The organism is Myxococcus qinghaiensis, from assembly GCF_024198215.1.
Classification (GTDB): Bacteria; Myxococcota; Myxococcia; order Myxococcales; family Myxococcaceae; genus Myxococcus; species Myxococcus qinghaiensis.
This window is the reverse complement of the sequence record NZ_JAKCFA010000003.1, coordinates 529,988-545,937: the sequence shown is the minus strand read 5'-3', so window position 1 is coordinate 545,937 and position 15,950 is coordinate 529,988. Positions and strand designations below refer to the sequence as shown.

14 protein-coding genes are annotated in these 15,950 nt (G+C 69.5%); 10 read left to right on the top strand and 4 right to left on the bottom strand.

All coding sequences use genetic code 11. The annotated features are described in order from the left end of the window. Positions 1-63 precede the first annotated feature (63 nt). The 6 genes from LZ199_RS07320 (at position 64) to LZ199_RS07295 (ending at position 8,546) form a co-directional block, all read left to right on the top strand. The gene (locus tag LZ199_RS07320; RefSeq protein WP_253992917.1) at positions 64-630 is read left to right on the top strand and encodes a hypothetical protein; all 567 of its coding nucleotides are present in this window, start codon (positions 64-66) and stop codon (positions 628-630) included. A 15-nt stretch (positions 631-645) separates the two neighbouring features. Then, a complete protein-coding gene (locus LZ199_RS07315) occupies positions 646-1,473 on the top strand; it encodes a hypothetical protein (protein ID WP_253992916.1) in 828 nt (275 codons plus the stop codon). 14 nt (positions 1,474-1,487) lie between these two features. Beyond that, entirely contained in the window at positions 1,488-2,096 is a 609-nt protein-coding gene (lpoB, locus tag LZ199_RS07310) for a penicillin-binding protein activator LpoB (RefSeq protein ID WP_253992915.1), read from the top strand. A gap of 45 nt (positions 2,097-2,141) precedes the next feature. Next, positions 2,142-3,398: a COG3014 family protein gene (locus LZ199_RS07305; protein WP_253992914.1), complete on the top strand. Its 1,257-nt coding sequence runs from the start codon at positions 2,142-2,144 to the stop codon at positions 3,396-3,398. A 45-nt stretch (positions 3,399-3,443) separates the two neighbouring features. After that, positions 3,444-4,220 (top strand): ZIP family metal transporter, encoded by a 777-nt coding sequence (locus LZ199_RS07300; protein ID WP_253992913.1) that lies wholly within the window; start codon positions 3,444-3,446, stop codon positions 4,218-4,220. A gap of 159 nt (positions 4,221-4,379) precedes the next feature. After that, the gene (locus LZ199_RS07295; RefSeq protein ID WP_253992912.1) at positions 4,380-8,546 is read left to right on the top strand and encodes a protein kinase domain-containing protein; all 4,167 of its coding nucleotides are present in this window, start codon (positions 4,380-4,382) and stop codon (positions 8,544-8,546) included. Positions 8,547-8,550: 4 nt separating this feature from the next. On the opposite strand, the gene LZ199_RS07290 is transcribed toward LZ199_RS07295, so the two are convergent. Then, complete coding sequence (locus tag LZ199_RS07290) at positions 8,551-8,934, bottom strand: response regulator (RefSeq protein WP_253992911.1); 384 nt, start codon at positions 8,932-8,934, stop codon at positions 8,551-8,553. A gap of 137 nt (positions 8,935-9,071) precedes the next feature. On the opposite strand from LZ199_RS07290, the gene LZ199_RS07285 reads away from it, so the two are divergent. From LZ199_RS07285 to LZ199_RS07270, 4 genes are all read left to right on the top strand, one after another. Further along, the gene (locus LZ199_RS07285) at positions 9,072-9,683 is read left to right on the top strand and encodes a sigma-70 family RNA polymerase sigma factor (protein WP_253992910.1); all 612 of its coding nucleotides are present in this window, start codon (positions 9,072-9,074) and stop codon (positions 9,681-9,683) included. Positions 9,684-9,820: 137 nt separating this feature from the next. Next, a complete protein-coding gene (locus tag LZ199_RS07280) occupies positions 9,821-10,258 on the top strand; it encodes a CBS domain-containing protein (RefSeq protein WP_253992909.1) in 438 nt (145 codons plus the stop codon). Between the two features lie 16 nt (positions 10,259-10,274). Beyond that, positions 10,275-11,369, top strand: coding sequence for a lysylphosphatidylglycerol synthase transmembrane domain-containing protein (locus tag LZ199_RS07275; RefSeq protein WP_253992908.1), 1,095 nt, complete (start codon positions 10,275-10,277; stop codon positions 11,367-11,369). Positions 11,370-11,443: 74 nt separating this feature from the next. Further along, on the top strand, positions 11,444-12,583 hold the full coding sequence (locus LZ199_RS07270; RefSeq protein WP_407667173.1) for a class I SAM-dependent methyltransferase: 1,140 nt from the start codon (positions 11,444-11,446) through the stop codon (positions 12,581-12,583). A gap of 73 nt (positions 12,584-12,656) precedes the next feature. Here the strand turns inward: LZ199_RS07270 and LZ199_RS07265 are convergent, their stop codons facing one another. The 3 genes from LZ199_RS07265 to LZ199_RS07255 all read right to left on the bottom strand — a co-directional run bounded on the left by LZ199_RS07265 (position 12,657) and on the right by LZ199_RS07255 (position 15,930). Further along, positions 12,657-14,009 (bottom strand): TfuA-like protein, encoded by a 1,353-nt coding sequence (locus tag LZ199_RS07265; RefSeq protein ID WP_253992907.1) that lies wholly within the window; start codon positions 14,007-14,009, stop codon positions 12,657-12,659. Further along, on the bottom strand, positions 14,006-15,187 hold the full coding sequence (locus LZ199_RS07260) for a YcaO-like family protein (protein WP_253992906.1): 1,182 nt from the start codon (positions 15,185-15,187) through the stop codon (positions 14,006-14,008). The genes LZ199_RS07265 and LZ199_RS07260 overlap by 4 nt, the downstream gene beginning before the upstream one ends. A gap of 83 nt (positions 15,188-15,270) precedes the next feature. After that, positions 15,271-15,930, bottom strand: a complete 660-nt coding sequence (locus LZ199_RS07255) for a hypothetical protein (RefSeq protein WP_253992905.1) — start codon at positions 15,928-15,930, stop codon at positions 15,271-15,273. Positions 15,931-15,950: the final 20 nt, after the last annotated feature.

The window sequence follows — 15,950 nt, the reverse complement described above, 5'->3', positions numbered from 1 at the left end:
GGGGCCGCCGCACCGTCGTTGCAGTTGGAATTTTCGCACCTACCGCATGTGGGAGTCTTCGAGATGAAGCGTCATTCCAGGTTGTGCGGAGCCCTTCTGTCGCTGGCCGTCGCGGCGCCGTTGACCGCCGCCGCGCAGGAACGGGGCCGCACGGATGGGCCCGAGGAATCCGAGTATGGCAAGGGCGGCTATTCCGGCTCGAACAGCCAGGGTGTGTCGCTGCAGCTCGACTGGGGCGCGGCCATCAACGACAGGGAGCCTCCCGAGGACGCGCCCTCCGGTCCTCCGCTGTACGTGGGCGCCACGCTGTCCTTGTGGGGCGCTGACTGGTTCTCGCTCGACGCGAGCGCCGCGTATGTCTTCGACGGTGGCCGCTTCATCGGCATGGTGGGCCCGCGCTTCCGCACGTGGGGCTGGCCGCTGGTGTTCACCGCGGGCCTGCGGGCCGGCGCCATCGTGATTCCGGAGGCCGAGGGCCTGCGCTTCGGCATCTCCCCGCAGCTGGGCGCAGAGGTGCTGATGGGCCACCGGGACAACATCCTCCTGGGGCTCAACTACAACCCGGACATCCCCATCGGCGGTGGCGGCGTGACGCACCGGCTGGGCATGTCCATCGGTTACAGGTTCTAGGAGAGGTCGCTCGCCATGATTGCCCAAGTGCTCGCAGCTGCCCTGACGTTGGCCGCCAGTCAGGCGCCCGTCGGTTTCTCCTCGAGTGGAGGCCCGCAGGTCGCCCTGCCTTTCCCCACGGGCACCACGCAGACCTACAACATCATCCAGTGGGACCCCAACCAGCTCCCGCGAATCTATGAGCGCTCGGACCAGCTTCCCCTCACGGACGACGAGCTGACCAAGCTGTCCCAGGCCGGCTTCGAGCCCGCGCAGCTGGTGAAGATGATTGAGGAGCGCCGCTGTGCGTGTGACGCCAGCGCGGACGGCCTCATCAAGCTGAAGAAGGCGGGCGTGGACAAGGCCGTGCTCTCGGCGGTGTCGCGCCACGGAATCGCGCCCAACCGGGAGCTGGACTTGCTGGTGACGATGGACTTCACCGGTGAGAGCCGCGTCGCGCGCGAGGCGTTCCTCTATTTCTTCGTCGACGACGGGGACCTCACCCGCGTCTTCAGCGCCAACATCACGGACCTGCTGCAGCGCCGCAACCGCCACGAGACGACGGTGGACCGCAGCGACATCCTCGTCGCGCGCACGGTGCGCCGCGTGCAGTTGTCGGGGCGGGTGCCGCTGAAGACGTACGGCAAGCACAACGTGCTGGTGGTCGCCAGCGCCAGCCCCACGCTCACCCATCCCTCTCAGCTCACGCCGCAGGAGCGGGCGAAGTCGCAGAGCTACACCTTCGACTATCCCCGCGCCTCGCTCATGAGCCTGTGCCGCCTGACGGCGGGTTACCGCCGAGACGCGGTGCTCAACTACAAGTGGAACTTCGAGGGCAGCCGCTTCGAATGCGAATGGAACTAGGAGTCATACGCACCATGAAGACCCATCGCCTCATCCTGACCGCCTGCCTTGTCTCCACGCTCGTCGCGTGCAGTGGCCCGCGCGCGTACACGCGCGGCTCATACGAAGACCCGAACGAAATCGAGATGCTGTCGGATCAGTTCAACGAGAACGACCTGCAGCTCATCGCCAAGAAGATGGCGGAGTCGCTGGCCACCTCGCCGCGCTTCTCCACGCCGCGTCCCGACGGCTCGCTGCCCATCGTCCTCGTGGGCAAGCTGAAGAACAGCACATCCGAGCACATCGACATGCGCTCGCTGGGCGACAAAATCCAGACGGCGCTCGCGCAGACGGGCCGCTTCGCCATGGTGGACCAGGCCGCGCGCCAGGACATCGCGGAGGAGTACGAGTACCAACAGTCGGGCTACGTGGACCCGAATGCCGCCAAGGGCCCGGGCGCGCAGGTCTCCGTCGACTTCATGATGACGGGCGATTTGGCCTCCATCATCCAGGAGGTCGGCCGCGACAAGCTCGTGTACTACAAGATGACGGCGAAGCTGAGCAACGTGCGCACCGGCCTCATCGAGTGGACGGACGAGAAGCAGATCCGCAAGAAGTTCGAGAAGCGCGGCGTCAGCTGGTAGCACGCTGATACCAGCCGCTGGCTCCACGCGAAGGCTCGACTGCTCATGACTCCTCCTCTCCGCCATCCGGCGCGCCCTCACGTGGGGGGCGTGCTCGTGCTGGCGAGCGTGCTGCTGCTGACGGGGTGCGCCGGTGACTACGTGGCGCGCACGCGAGGCGTCCGCGCGTCGTACCAGTCGGAGGACTATCCGGGCGCGCTGGCGCAGCTCGAGGCCGTGGAGAAGGAGGGCTCGGGGAAGGACACGCTGCTCGTGCTCCTGGACAAGGGCATGCTGCTGCACTCCGCGGGCAAGTGGACCGAGAGCAACGCGGTGCTGGAGGAGGCGGAGAAGCTCAGCGCGCAGCTCGACGGAGTCTCCGTCAGCGAGGAGGCGGGGGCACTCATCACCAACGAGCGTCAGCGGGCCTACCGGGGCGAGGACTTCGAGAAGCTGATGATCTCCGTCTTCCAGGCGCTCAACTACGCGGAGCTGGGGGACGACGAGGCGGCCATGGTGGAGGTGCGTCAGGTCAACGAGCGCCTCCAGAAGATGGTCACCGAGGAGAAGAAGCCGTACCAGCAGCTCGCGATTGCGCGCTACCTGGGCGGCGTCATCCGCGAGGACCAGCGCGACTGGGACTCGGCCTATATCGACTATGCGAAGGCGTACGAGCTGGAGCCCCGGCTGGGCTCGCTGGTGGAGCCGCTCCTCCGCCTGTCGAAGTACACCGGCCGCGATGACGTCTACGCGGCGCTGAAGGAGAAGTACCCGGAGGTGGCCCACCCGCCGCTCGGCCGCGACGAGTCCCAAGTCGTTGTCGTGGTGGAAGCGGGGCTGTCACCGGAGAAGCAGCCCGCGTCGCGCGACTATGGCAGCGGCGGCGGCAACCTCATCGAGGTGCCTGTCTACCGGGACCGGGGCAGTGCGCCGATGGTGCGCGTGAAGCTGGGAGACCAGGACGAGCGCGCGGTGACGGTGACGTCCCTGGCGGACGTCGCGCGGCTCCACCTGGACACCCGCATTGGAGGGATGCTCGCCAAGCAGCTCGCGGGCGCGGCGGTGAAGGCGGGCCTGGCGGCGGGCCTGGGCGCGGCGACGAAGAGCGAGGAGCTGGGCGTCCTGGCCTTCCTCCTGCTCAACGCCGGCAATGCCCCAGACCTGCGTTCCTGGCTTTCCTTGCCCGCGGAGTTCCAGGTGGCGCGCTTCCGGGTGCCGGCGGGGAGCCACACGGTGCGTGTGGAGGCGGGGGGACGGGTGACGGAGCACACGGTCGACGTCAAACCAGGCCGGGTGGGGCTGGTGGTGGTGCGGCGCTACTGAGTCAGCGGTTTTGTATCGGCGGTTTTGTTGTAGGGTGCGCGCCCCATGTCGGTCCTGGCCACGGTGGCCCTCTACTCCCTCATCGTCGTCGTCGGCGCGCTGTTGGGCGCGATGGTGGTGTTGTGGAACCAGCGGCCCACGCAACTGGTTCGCTTCCTCGCCTTCGCCGCGGGCGTGATGCTGGGCGCGGCCTTCTTCCACATGCTGCCGGAGGCGTACGAGGGCGGAGGCTGGTGGGCCTTCGCGCTGGTGCCCGGTGGCTTCGTGTTCCTGCTGGTGCTGGAGCGCTACCTCGTCGCGCACGCGGGTGAGGACCTGCCCGGAGACCACATGTCCGGCAGCGGGCGTCCTCCCGCGCAAGCCGGGCAGGTGCTGGGGCTCACCGCGTTCCTCGGCCTGTCCACGCACACGCTGTTCGACGGCATCGCCCTGGGCTCGGCGGTGGAGGAGGGCGTGGGGTTGATGGCGTTGATCGCCATCGTCGCGCACAAGGTGCCCTCCGCGCTGTCGCTCGCCTCCATCCTGAAGACGGAGGGGCGCTCGCGAAGCTCCATCCTCCTGCTCTCCGTGCTGTACGGGCTGATGGTGCCGGCGGGCGCGCTGCTGTACTTCGCCTTCGACGCGGTGCTGCGCTTCGAGAGCCTGGCGCCCAAGGCGCTGGCCTTCTCCGCGGGCACGTTCCTGTACATCGCCGTGTCCGACTTGCTGCCGCACGTGCACAGGCACGGCAAGGACCAGCCGGGCCGCAACGTGCTGGCGCTGTTCGTGGGCCTGGCGCTGATGTTCGGGCTGGCGCGGCTCATGGGGCATCCGGCGCACTGAGCCTGTTTGCTCGGGTGTCGAGCCTCGGCCGCGAAGTCTCCTCGTCACAAACCCTTCTCCGTCACAAACGCCGGCGCGTCGCCCTCTCTCTCTGGGAGGGGGAGCACCCGCCTGGGCTGACGGACGGGCGGGCGGTGGCCCCGACGGAGGGCCCGCGCGATGAGCACACCCAGAGGCATGGTGGAGGGGTCGGGAGCAGTCTCCCCGGAGGCGGCGAACTCGCCCACGCGCGCGGGCTCGGACTTCGAGGACGCGGTGCTGCAGGGGCTCATCCACGGGGGCGCCGCAAGTCCGGTGCCGCTCCTGGGAGACCGGCTGGGCGGACTGGACGGCCGTCGGTACGAGGTCCTGGGGCTTTTGGGCGGTGGTGGCATGGGGCAGGTGTTCCGCGCGGTGGACCACGAGCTGTGGCGCACGGTGGCGCTGAAGTTCCTCGCCGCGCACCGGGGGCTCGCCACGCCTTCGCTGCTGGCCGCGCTGCGCGAAGAGGCGCAGGCGATTGCCCGGCTGGACCACGAGAACATCGTCCGCATCCATGACGTGTCCGCGTGGAACACCGGCGCGCTGGCGCGAGGCGAGGAGGTGCCGCTGAGCGTGCCCTTCCTGGTGATGGAGTTCCTGGAGGGCGAGTCGCTGCAGCGCCTGCTGCGCCGGGAGCGGCCTGACCTGCGGCGCACGTTGGACTTGATGACGGACGTGGCGGCGGGGCTCGCGCATGCGCATGAGCGGCGCCTGGTGCATCGCGACCTCAAGCCCGCCAATGTCTTCGTGCTCGCGGATGGCAGGGCGAAGCTGCTCGACTTCGGCCTCGCGCGCTCACCGGCGGGGCCCGCCCTGGCGCCCGAGGCTGCTCGCGCCGGGACGCCCGCGTACATGGCGCCGGAGCAATGGCGGGGCGAGCCTCCGGACGCGCGCGCCGATGTGTGGGCCGCGGGTTTGTTGCTCTACGAGCTGCTCACCGGAGAGCACCCGCTGCCGCGCGCGAAGGCGCCGGAGCTGCGCCTGCACATCCCCACCGGACAGCCCATGCCCTCGGTGAGCCGGCGGTGTCCCGGGTTGCCGGAGGAGCTCGTGCGCCTGGTGGCTTCGGCGCTGGCGAAGGACCCGGCGGAGCGTCCCGCGAACGGAGGCGAGCTGCTGGAGCGGCTGCGCTGCCTGCGACGACTGCTGGGGCTGGACGCCACACCGGCCTCACGTTCGAGCGTCTCCGGTCGACGGCTGGTGACGCTGGTGTCGTGTCGGCTCGCGCAGGAGCGCGGCGGCATGGAGCGCCTGGACCCGGAGGATTGCAGCGAGCTGGAGGGCGCCTTCCACCAGGGCTGCACGCGCATCATCCACGAGCACGAGGGGGCGATGACGCTCGCGGTGGGCGCGGAGGTGCTCGCGTGCTTCGGCTTCCCCGTGGCGCGCGAGGGGGACTCGGAGCGAGCGGTGCGCGCGGCGCTGAAGCTTCAAGAAGTGCTGCCTGGTGAACTTGCGGGGCTGGGGCCTCCGGGCGTGGTGGTGAAGGTGGGGCTGCACACGGACCGCGTCGCGCTGGCGGATGCGTCGCCGCTGCTGCATGGCACCGCGCCTCCCATGCAGGGTGAAGCGCCGAAGGTGGCCTCGTGGCTGGCCGCGCAGGCCGGGCCGGACGCGGTGCTGCTCACGGAGGGCACGCATGCGCTGGTGCGAGGCCGCATCCGCACGCGCTCGCTGGGCGCCTGGGCCTTCGAGGGACTGTCGGGCACGTCGTGGCTGGATGTGCACGAGGCGCTGGGAGAGCGGCCCGGAGCGAGCCGCTTCGACCGGGCGCTCGTGGTCGGCGCGCTGTCACCGCTGGTGGGGCGCGAGCGGGAGCTCCAGCGCCTCACGACGTGGCGGGCGGAGGCGCTGGGAGGGCGCGGCGTGGGTGTCCTGCTGCGAGGGGAGGCGGGCATCGGCAAGTCGCGGCTCGTCCAGGAGCTGCATGACCGCGAGGCTCCGGGCACGAGCACCTGGGCGCGGTGTCAGTGCGGTGTGCGGGGAACGGGCAGCGCCTTCCACCCGCTCATCGACTGGCTCCAGCGCTTCCTGGGCTTCACGCGCGACGATGCGCCCGAGCGCAAGCTGGAGCGACTGGTGGAGCGCCTGGGCGTGCTGGGCGTGGACGTGGAGCTCTCGTGTCCGCTCGCCTCGTTCCTGTCGCTGCCCGTGCCGGAGGGCTCGCCCTTCCTTCACCTGTCCGGTGAGCGGCAGCGGGCCGCGATGATGAAGGCCCTGGTGGAGCTGTTCCGCCACGAGGACGTGCGCCGTCCCGTGGTGCTGGTGGTGGAGGACCTGCACTGGGCGGACCCCTCCACCCTCCAGTTCCTTGGCGTATTGCTGGAGCGACTGGAGGGGACGCGCCTGTGTGTGCTGCTCACCGGGCGCCCGGGCTTCGAGCATGCGTGGGGGCCGCGCGCGGCGCTCCATTCGCTGGATGTGGAGCCCCTGCCTCCAGAGGCCACCGCGGCCCTGGTGCGCGAAGTCGCGGGCCAGCGAGCCCTCGCTCCGAACACGGTGGCGCGGCTGGTGTCACGGACGGACGGAGTTCCTCTCTTCGTCGAGGAGCTGACGCGCGTGGTGGTGGAGCAGGAGGCCACGCGAGGGGACTCCGGCGAGACGCTCTCCGCCGTGCCCGCGGTGTTGCACGAGCTGCTCCTCGCGCGCCTGGACCAGCTGCCGCCTCGACAGCGCTCCCAGGTGCAGCTCGCGGCCACGCTGGGGCGCGAGTTCAACTACGAGACGCTGCGCGCGGTGTCCTTCCTCCAGGAAGACGAGCTGCAGCCGGAGCTGGAGCGACTGGAGCAGGCCGGGCTGCTCTTCCGCCAGGGCCAGCCGCCATGCACCACATACGCCTTCCGCCACGCGCTCATCCAGGAGGCGGCCTACCAGTCGCTCTTGCGCAGCACCCGCCAGCGCTACCACGGCCGCGTCGTCCAGGTGCTCTCCGAGCAGTTCCCCGAGGTGGTGGAGGAGCAGCCGGAGATGGTGGCCCATCACGCCACGCTGGCGGGGCTGACGCGGCAAGCGATGGAGCTCTGGCGGAGCGCGGGTCAGCTCGCGGGCGCGAAGTCGGCCTTCCCGGAAGCCATCAGCCACTACACGCGAGCGCTGGGACAGCTCGAGCTCCTGCCGCCCTCCCGAGAGCGGGATGAGTGCGACATGGTTCTGCACGTGGAGCTGGGACAGGCGCTGGTGGCCTCGAAGGGCTTCGGCACGCGAGAGGTGGAGGACGCCTTCACGCGAGCCGCCGCGCTGTGTGACCCGTCCCAGTGCATTCCGACGTCGCTCTTCTGGGGGCTGTGGAACATCGCGCTGGTGCGCGGCGATGGCGAGGGCATGGACCATCTCGCGGAGCTCTTCCGCTGTCAGGGCGACACGCACCTGGACCTGGAGGCGCGCGTGGTGTTGCACGGCGCGCTCAACAGCCAGGCGTTCTGGCGGGCGGACTACACGTCCTGTCGGAGCCATGGCCTGGAGGTGAAGGCGCTGCTGGGGCGGGAGGGCGTGGCGGAGCAGCTCGCGCAGATTCGCGGCGGGCGCCTGGGCCATGCCTCCGAGCAGTGCCTGCACGCGCTGATGTACCTGGCGGTGAGCGAGCTGGTGCTGGGCCACACCGACACCGCGCTCGCGACGCAGGCCCAGGCCTTCGCGCTCGCGGATTCCATGAACCATCCCTACGCCGTCGCCACGGTGTCCGTCTTCGGCGCGATGCTGGCGCTGGAGCGTGGAGACCCGGCGACGTTGCTGGAGGTGTCGGGGCGGGCCGTGGGCCTCTGTGTCGAGTACGGCTTTCCGTTGCCCCTGGTGGGGAGCATCTGCATGCACGGCCTCTCGCTGGCCTTCCTGGGCGACGTGGAGGGCGGCGTGGCGCGCATCCACGAGGGAATCGCGCTGATGACGGGGCTGGGGGCGACGCTGCTTCAGGGCGGGTGCCTGACGACGCTCGCTCGCGCGTACCTCGCGGGAGGGCGAATCGACGAGGGACTGGCCGCGGTGCGCGAGGCTCGGGTCCACGTGGAGGGGCGTGTGGCGCGTCACCACCTGGCGACGTTGCTGCGCGTGCAGGGACAGCTCCTGCTGCTACGAGGGGACGTGGGCGAGGCTCGCGAGTGCTTCCGACGCTCGCTCGCGGTGGCGCGTGACACCGGCGCTCGATTGCACGAGCTGGGGGCGGCCGTGGAGCTGGCGAGACTGGCGCGTCACACCGGCGAGGCGGCGGAGGCACGGGTGCTGCTGGAGTCGCTGAAGGAAGTCTTCTCTGGCAGCCAGGTGCTCGCGGATGCCTGGGCCGCGCGGGCGCTGCTGGCGGAGTGGGACTGACGCCTCACGCCGCGGAGGACAGCTCGGCGGACGGCGGGTCGCCGTGGGCGAGGCCCTGGGCGACACACCGCAGGAGCTCCGACAGCTCTCCGGACTTGCGCAGGAAGACCTCACCGGGCGCGCTGGGACGGCACTCCATGCTGCTGTGGACGATGCGCGGAATGCGGCACAGCCGCTCATCCGCGCGCAGCCGTCGGCACAGCTCCAGACCGCTCATCCCCGGCATCATCACGTCGGTGAGGATGAGGTCCGGCTTCAGCGACAGCGCGAGCGACAGGGCCATCTCGCCATCCGGCGCGGAGGCGACGTCGCAGCCCAGTTGTTCGAGAGCCTCGGTGTAGATTTCGAGGAGGGTCGAATCATCGTCGACGAGAAGGATGAGAGGCATGCGGGTGTCTCTGGGTGAGGCGGCCGTGCCGCTGTCCAATGAGATGGGGACGGGTCGGCATGGATGTGAATTCACTCGGACGCCGCGGCCGTCACGATGACGGTGGGCGCCATTCCATCCACCAGGAGGTGCGAGGAATGTCGCCAAAGGAGAGAGAAGCGTTGGAGCGGAGGATTCGCGAGCACTGCGGCCTGGGAGACACCGCGAGCGCGGTGGAGGTCGCCGTGGAGGGCTATGGCCCGGAGCTGCGCAGACTGCTGGTGACGCTGTTGAGGGAGCCGGAGCAGGCGCGAGAGGCCTTCAGCATCTTCTGCGAGAGCCTGGTGAGGGACTTGCCAGGCTTTCGGTGGGAGAGCTCGTTCAGGACGTGGGCGTATCGCGTGGCGCGCAATGTCGCGTACCGGATGTCCACCGCCTCCTCGCCACGCAGGGATAGGGGGGCGAGCCAGGAGCTGGTCGACCTCATGCACGTCGAGCGGTCAGGCACGGCGCCCTGGCTCCAGACGCCCGTGAAGGACCGCTTCCGCACCCTGCGCGCGAAGCTGGAGCCGGGTGAGCGCAACCTCCTGGTGCTGCGGGTGGACCGGCGGATGTCCTGGCTGGATGTCGCGCGTGAGCTGGATGGGACGCAGTCCTCCGAGGGGCTCCACAAGAAAGCGGCCGTCCTGCGGCAGCAGTTCAAGAGCCTGAAAGACAGGCTTCGCGAGCTCGCGCGAGATGAGCGTCTGATTTCCAGCGCCTCGGGGTAGGTGGGGACGCCGGCCCCCGCCCGCCTGTCCGCCGATGTGCTGCGCGAACCGGGGCGCGGGCGCACCCTGCAGAGGACTCGGCCCGAGCGGCGCATGGTGCGCGCGAGGCTCGTGGCTTGGGTGGAGGCAGTCTCATCATGCTCACCGTGGGCGACCTGATGACCCGTGATGTCGTCACGCTGGAGGAGACCGACAGCCTGAACCGCGTGGATGACCTGCTGACGCTCAATCACATCCGGCACCTGCCGGTGGTGCGCGAGGGCCGGTTGGTGGGGCTGGTGAGTCACCGCGACTTGCTTCGCGCGATGGCGCGCCAGTTCGCGACGCGGAACCTGGACCCCATCCCCGTCGCACGCATCATGTCGAGGGATGTGGAGATAGTGCGGCCGGACCTGCCGGTGCGCGACGCCATCTACAATCTGCTGGACCACCGCTTCGGCTGTCTGCCCGTGGTGGACCGGGACCGACGCCTGGTGGGAATCATCACCGAGGCCGACTTCATGCGCATGGCGGCGCGGCTGCTCGACTCCGCCGCGGCTCGCGCGGACGAATCGGCGGGAGCCGCTGCTCCTTGAGGGAGTGGGTGTGCTCATGCACGAGGGACACTCCGGCTCCGGTACCGAAGCCCCCTCCGCGTCGGCGGACGGCCCGTCGCGACGTCACAGCGTGTGGGGCTGGCTTCCAGGCGTGGTGTTGCTGGTGGCGCTCATCGTGTTCGTGGTGCTTCGCTTCGGGGAGGAGCGCCAGTTCGCCCTGATGTTGAAGCACGCCCGGCCGGAGTGGTTGCTGGCCGGCGCGGTGCTCCAGGTGTTCTCGTACCTCACGATGGCGGGCTGCTGGCTGGTGACGCTGCGCGCGGCGGGGGTGAAGGCCCCGTGGATGCGCACCGCGAGCCTGGCGCTGATGAAGCTCTCCTTCGACCAGCTCGTGCCCACGGCGGGCATCGGTGGCTCGGTGGTGGTGATGAAGGGGCTTCAGAAGGAGGGAGCCCCTCCCAGGGTGGCGACGGCGGCGCTGCTGGTGGACATGGTGTCCTTCTACGCGGCGCATGCCGTGGCCGTGGTCATCGCCATCCTCACCCTCTGGTTTCGTGCCCAACTGCATGCGGCCATCCTGGGCCTGGCCACGGCCTTCGCGGCGCTCGCGTGCGCGGTGCCGTTTGGAATCCTCTGGCTGACGCGGCATGGAGGCTGGCAGCCGCCGCGCTGGGCGCGTCGCATCCCCGGGCTCACGGGGCTGCTGGAGTCCATCTCCCAGGTGCCTCCCGAGCTGGTGCGGGACAAGTGGCTGCTGCTGCGCGCGGGCGCGTTGCAGTTCGCGACCTTCCTGCTGGATGCGCTCACGCTCTCGTGCATGTTCTTCGCGGCGGGGCACGCGGTGGACTTCCCGGATGTGTTCGCCGCGTTCATGCTTGCGACGCTGGTGATGACCTTGAGCATCATCCCGGGCGGCGTGGGGACGTTCGAGGCCACCGCGGTGGGGACGCTGAGTTCGCTGGGCGTGCCCGTGGAGGTGGGGCTCACGGCGGTGATGTTGCTGCGGGGCTTCACCCTGTGGCTGCCGCTGCCGCTGGGCGTGGTGTTGTTGAGACGGATGCTCGGGGTGCGGCTGCGTGACGCGATGTCGAGCCCCCGGTCCGAGTCAGCGGGCTCGCCAGCGGTGTCACCGGAACAGCGGACCGCGTGAGGGGATGACACGCTTTGACTTGGCTTTCGACGCGAGGGCCCTGAGGATGCGCGCGCCCGAGCGGGCACCCATCCATGGAAAAACGCACTGACTGGTACGAGCACCCGGAGTACTACGAGGCCATCTTCGGCACCGACACCGTGCGGGAGGCGGACTTCCTCCAGGCGCTCAGCGCGCGGCATGGCACGGGAGGCTCGCAGTGGTTGGAGCCTGCGTGTGGCGCGGGGCGCTTGGTGGCCGAGGCCGCCAGTCGCGGCATGAAGGTCGCGGGCTACGACATCTCCGAGGCGATGCTCGCGCATGCGCGCAAGCGGCTGACTCCGGCGGAGCGCCGACGGGTGAAGCTGGCCCCGTCGCGAATGGAGGAGTTCTTCGAGCCCGCGCTGGAGGGGAAGGTGGATGTCGCGCACAACCTGGTCTCCACCTTCCGGTACCTGGACAGCGAGGCGGCGGCGCTGGCGCACTTGAAGGGGACTCGGCGGCTGCTCAAGCCGAACGGTATCTATGTGCTGGGGTTCCACCTCACCGACTACTCGCGGAGCGTGCCCGAGCACGAGCGGTGGCTGGGGCGCGTGGGCAAGGACAAGGTCGTCTGCAACACGCACGAGGGCTTGCCGGACCGTGGCGCGCGCCGCTCGCCCATGCGCAACCGACTGCGAATCACGGGGCCTGGGAAGGACTGGCTCATCGAGACGACGTGGTTCTTCCGCACGTACGACGCGGCGCAGGCGGCCAGACTGTTCCGCAACGCGGGGCTGCGCGTGGTGGCCGCGTATGACTTCGACTACGACGTGAACTCACCCGTGGCACGCGGCAGTCGTCGGTTGGACCGGGTGTTCGTCCTGCAGCCGGAGCCGGGCGCGGTGGAGCAGGGGACTCCCACGAAGACGTCGGTACCGAAGGTCGTAGCGGCGAAGAAGCAGGCTGCGACGGAGAAGGCGACTTCGGTGCGGAAGGCCTCGGCGAAAAAGGCTGTGACGGAGAAGGCGACTTCGGTGCGGAAGGCCTCGGCGAAGAAGGCCGCGACAGAGAAGGTGACTTCGGTGCGGAAGGCCTCGGCGAAAAAGGCTGTGACGGAGAAGGCGACTTCGGTGCGGAAGGCCTCGGCGAAAAAGGCTGTGACGGAGAAGGCGACTTCGGTGCGGAGGGCCTCGGCGAAGAAGGCGAAGCTGGAGGCGGCACCGAAGAAGAAGCCGGCTCGGCAAAGAAGCTGACTCCTGCACGGGGCGGCCTGGTGAGGCCGCCTGCGTCGGAGTGAATGGCCCAGCACATGAGCTGGGCCGGGAGTCAGGCTGCCTCGCCAGCCTTCGCGAGCACGTAGCAGAGCTCGCGCAGCGCGGCCCGTCGCATGGAGTCCACGTCCGGGAAGCCTTCATCGCGCGCGGCCTGATGGAGTGGGCTCGGCACCATCCGCCCCTGGTGCTCCTCGAAGTACCAGGCCCACAGGGCGCCCTCGGTGATGCCCGCGTCCTCCAGGCGTGGCGCGGAGAGCCCCGCTTCCGCGAGGACCTGCTCCTTGTCTTGCGCCCGTTGAACCAGTGCGCCGTACTCGCCCGTCAAGCGCAGGTGGTCCGCCAGGTGGCGCAGCACGTCCGGCTCGAAGAGGGCCTCCACCCAGCGCACGTGCGACTCATCGCGCAGCAGGCGAGGGACGTCGTCGACGTACTGCTCCGACTTCCACCGCTCGAACGTTTCAGGGGTGAGCTGTCGCTCGTGCAGCAACGCCGCTTCTGTCGCGCGCAGATCTTCCGCCCCTGGCTCTCGCCCCAGCCGCCGCGCTTCCTCCACGGCGAGCGCGCGCGCCATGCTTGAGCGTCGTGCCTCCTTCAATCCGCCGCGCAGCCGCAGTTCATCGAGCAGCGCCTCGGAGGCCACGCCCTCCAGGGAACCCGCCGCGTAGCGCAACGGCTGTCTGCCCGCGCGCCTCCGTGCCTCCTCCCACGCGTCCGTGTGCTGGAAGGGGAAGCGCGTCTCCTTGGGTCCGAGTCCCGCCTCCATCCGCGCCCGAATCGTGCGCAGCAACGCCACCGCATCCGCGCGCTTCGCGTCCACGCGTCCCTCGGGCAGCCACGCCTTGAGCGCCTCCAGCTCCGCGCCAGGAAGTCCCTCGTGCGTGGCCCGGCTCAACACCGTGGGCCACACGCGCTCCACGTAGAAGAGGGACTTGGCCAGTCGCTCCAGCGCCGCGCGCGTGTCCTCACTCACCACCTGGGCGCTCTTCGCCGCCGCCAGCGTGGCGCGGACATTCACCATCGCCTCGGACAGCGGCCTGAAGTGGTCCTCGGCGCTGGCGTGCGCCACTGCCACCTCGTCATCGTCCTCCAGCACGCCGCGCTGGAAGTCCTCGAAGATGGCGCCGACGCCCTCCATGCCGAACGACACCAGCTCCGCGGCCCGCAGCGCGCCCATGCTCGCGGCGCCGAAGACATGGATGCCCTCCGACAAGGCCCAGAGGATCTCCTTGTGCCACACCGCGGGCACGTGCTCGAAGAAGCCGTCGATGATGCCGATGGCCGCCGGCTTCTCCAGCGTGGCCCGGTAGACATCTCCCTGCTGCACGGGCGGCAGGTACACCACATCCAGCTCCGCGCGGGCCTCTTCGGCTCGCAGCGTGGGACCCGTGAAGATGAACACCTTCATGTCCCGTCCCCTCGCATCACTCGCTGGGCGCGCGCGCCCGGGACGTAGCCCGGTGCCTCATGCGTGGGCTCCAGGCCCGGCACCACCACTCGCACCACGGGCAGCCCCAGCTCCGGCTTCGTCAGGTCCACCGCGACCACTTGAGTCACTCCCACCGCGAGCAGCTTCGCCAGCACCCACGCGAGGTCCTCTTCCAGCGTCTCCGCATCCTGATGAGGCGCGTCCTGGAAGCGACGCACCGGCGTCTCCTCTCGCAGCCGGGTCCGGAGCCGCTCCGCCGCGACGCCTTCCCGCGCGTCCTCGTACGCCTTGCGGTGCAAGTCATCCCGAGCCCCGCTGATGCGCGTGAGCCGACTCTGCGCCGCCTCCGTCAGCGCGCGCAGCAGCGCCACGCCGCGCGAAGGATGACAGCCCATGCCGCCCGCCACCGCGACGGGGCGCAAGGGCTCCGGCTCACGGTCGACGATGTAGCAGGTGAAGGCGGCCACTCCCACATCGCTGGTCGTCTCCCAGACCCCCACGGCTACACCGGCGCGCTCATAGGTCTCCAGCACCTCGCGGCACGCGGCGTCATCCACGGTGCCCAGGTCCAGCCGCGTGACGGCCTGACGCCGCTCACCTCGGGCGGACCAGAGCGCGGTGGCGTCACGCTCCACCACCTCGCACAGCCCATGGAGCGTCGCTTCGAGGAGGTGATTCCCCGAAGCCAGTCCATTGCTGCTCATGAGGAACGCGCCACTGCCGGTGGGAAGCGGCAGCGTGAAGTCGGTGTGCACCATGTCGAACGGCACCCACAAGGGGCCGTTGCCCAGCAGGTCCACGCCCTCCACCCAGAGCATGCGCCAGTTGGGATGGAACAGGCTCACCGACAGGCGCGGCAGCCCCGTCACGTCGACCACGGGCGAGCGGAAGCGCAGCTCGTTGTACGTGGCCAGCTTCAGCGGCAGCGAGATGTGCTCGGCGTGGTAGCCCTCCACGGACTCCATCACCCCGGACGCCTTCGCCGCCGCGAGCGTGAGGCCCTTGCCCTGCGACACGGCCAGCGAGCGCGCATTGGGCCGCGTCACCATGACGACGGGGATTCCAATCGTGTCCAACCCCGTGACGTTGGCGATGCGGGTGATGCCCATGACGGGCAGGAGCCGCTGCACACGCTCCAGGGTCTGCTCGGGCGACATCACCCGATGTGTTCCATGCCGGAACGGCTTGGGCGTCCCGGAGGAGGCAGAGGGGGTGGTGGAGTCGAGGGCGGCGGTGCGCATCAAGGTTGGCTGTCGGTGTTGGTGGAGGGACGTGTGGCGGGGTCCTGCTCCATCGGCCTGAGCAGCGCGCCCGGCTTGTAGCTGAGGAGGATGCTGTTGAGGTTGAGCAGGAAGCAGGTGATGGGCTCGGCCCTGGCGCCTCCTGGGCCCTCGTGGAAGCGGCCCTCCTGTGACACGGAGGGGTCCGCCTTCTCGGGGATGTTGGCCACGACGGCTTCGTTGTCGAGCAGCGGCTTGACGGAACAGCTCAGGCTTGGGCTGTCGATGGGAATCTTCTCCGCGTGCTGCCACTGCTCCGGCTTCACCCAGTAGAGGTTCCCATCGGGTGCGTAGATGAGGAGGTCCGCCTGGTCCACGGTGCAGTCCGCGCAAGCCTTGATGTCCGGGAACGTGCCGTCCTTGGACCTTGGCGTGGCGACGACGGACGAGGGCTTCGTGTTGGCCGTGACGCCGGAGACCTCCACGAGAGACGGGTCGGGCTGGTAGATGGCGATGGAGCTATCTCCGGAGTCGACCACGAAAGCCATCCGGTCCGTGACGTTCTCCAGGATTTTGGGGTTGTCCGTGGGAACGCCCCACACCGTGAGCTTCGTGGTGAAGCCCTCCAGGATGGTCACGCGGTCGGGCTTGAAGAAGAAATACGAGTACTTGCCTGCCATGCGCACCTCGGGAATGGGCC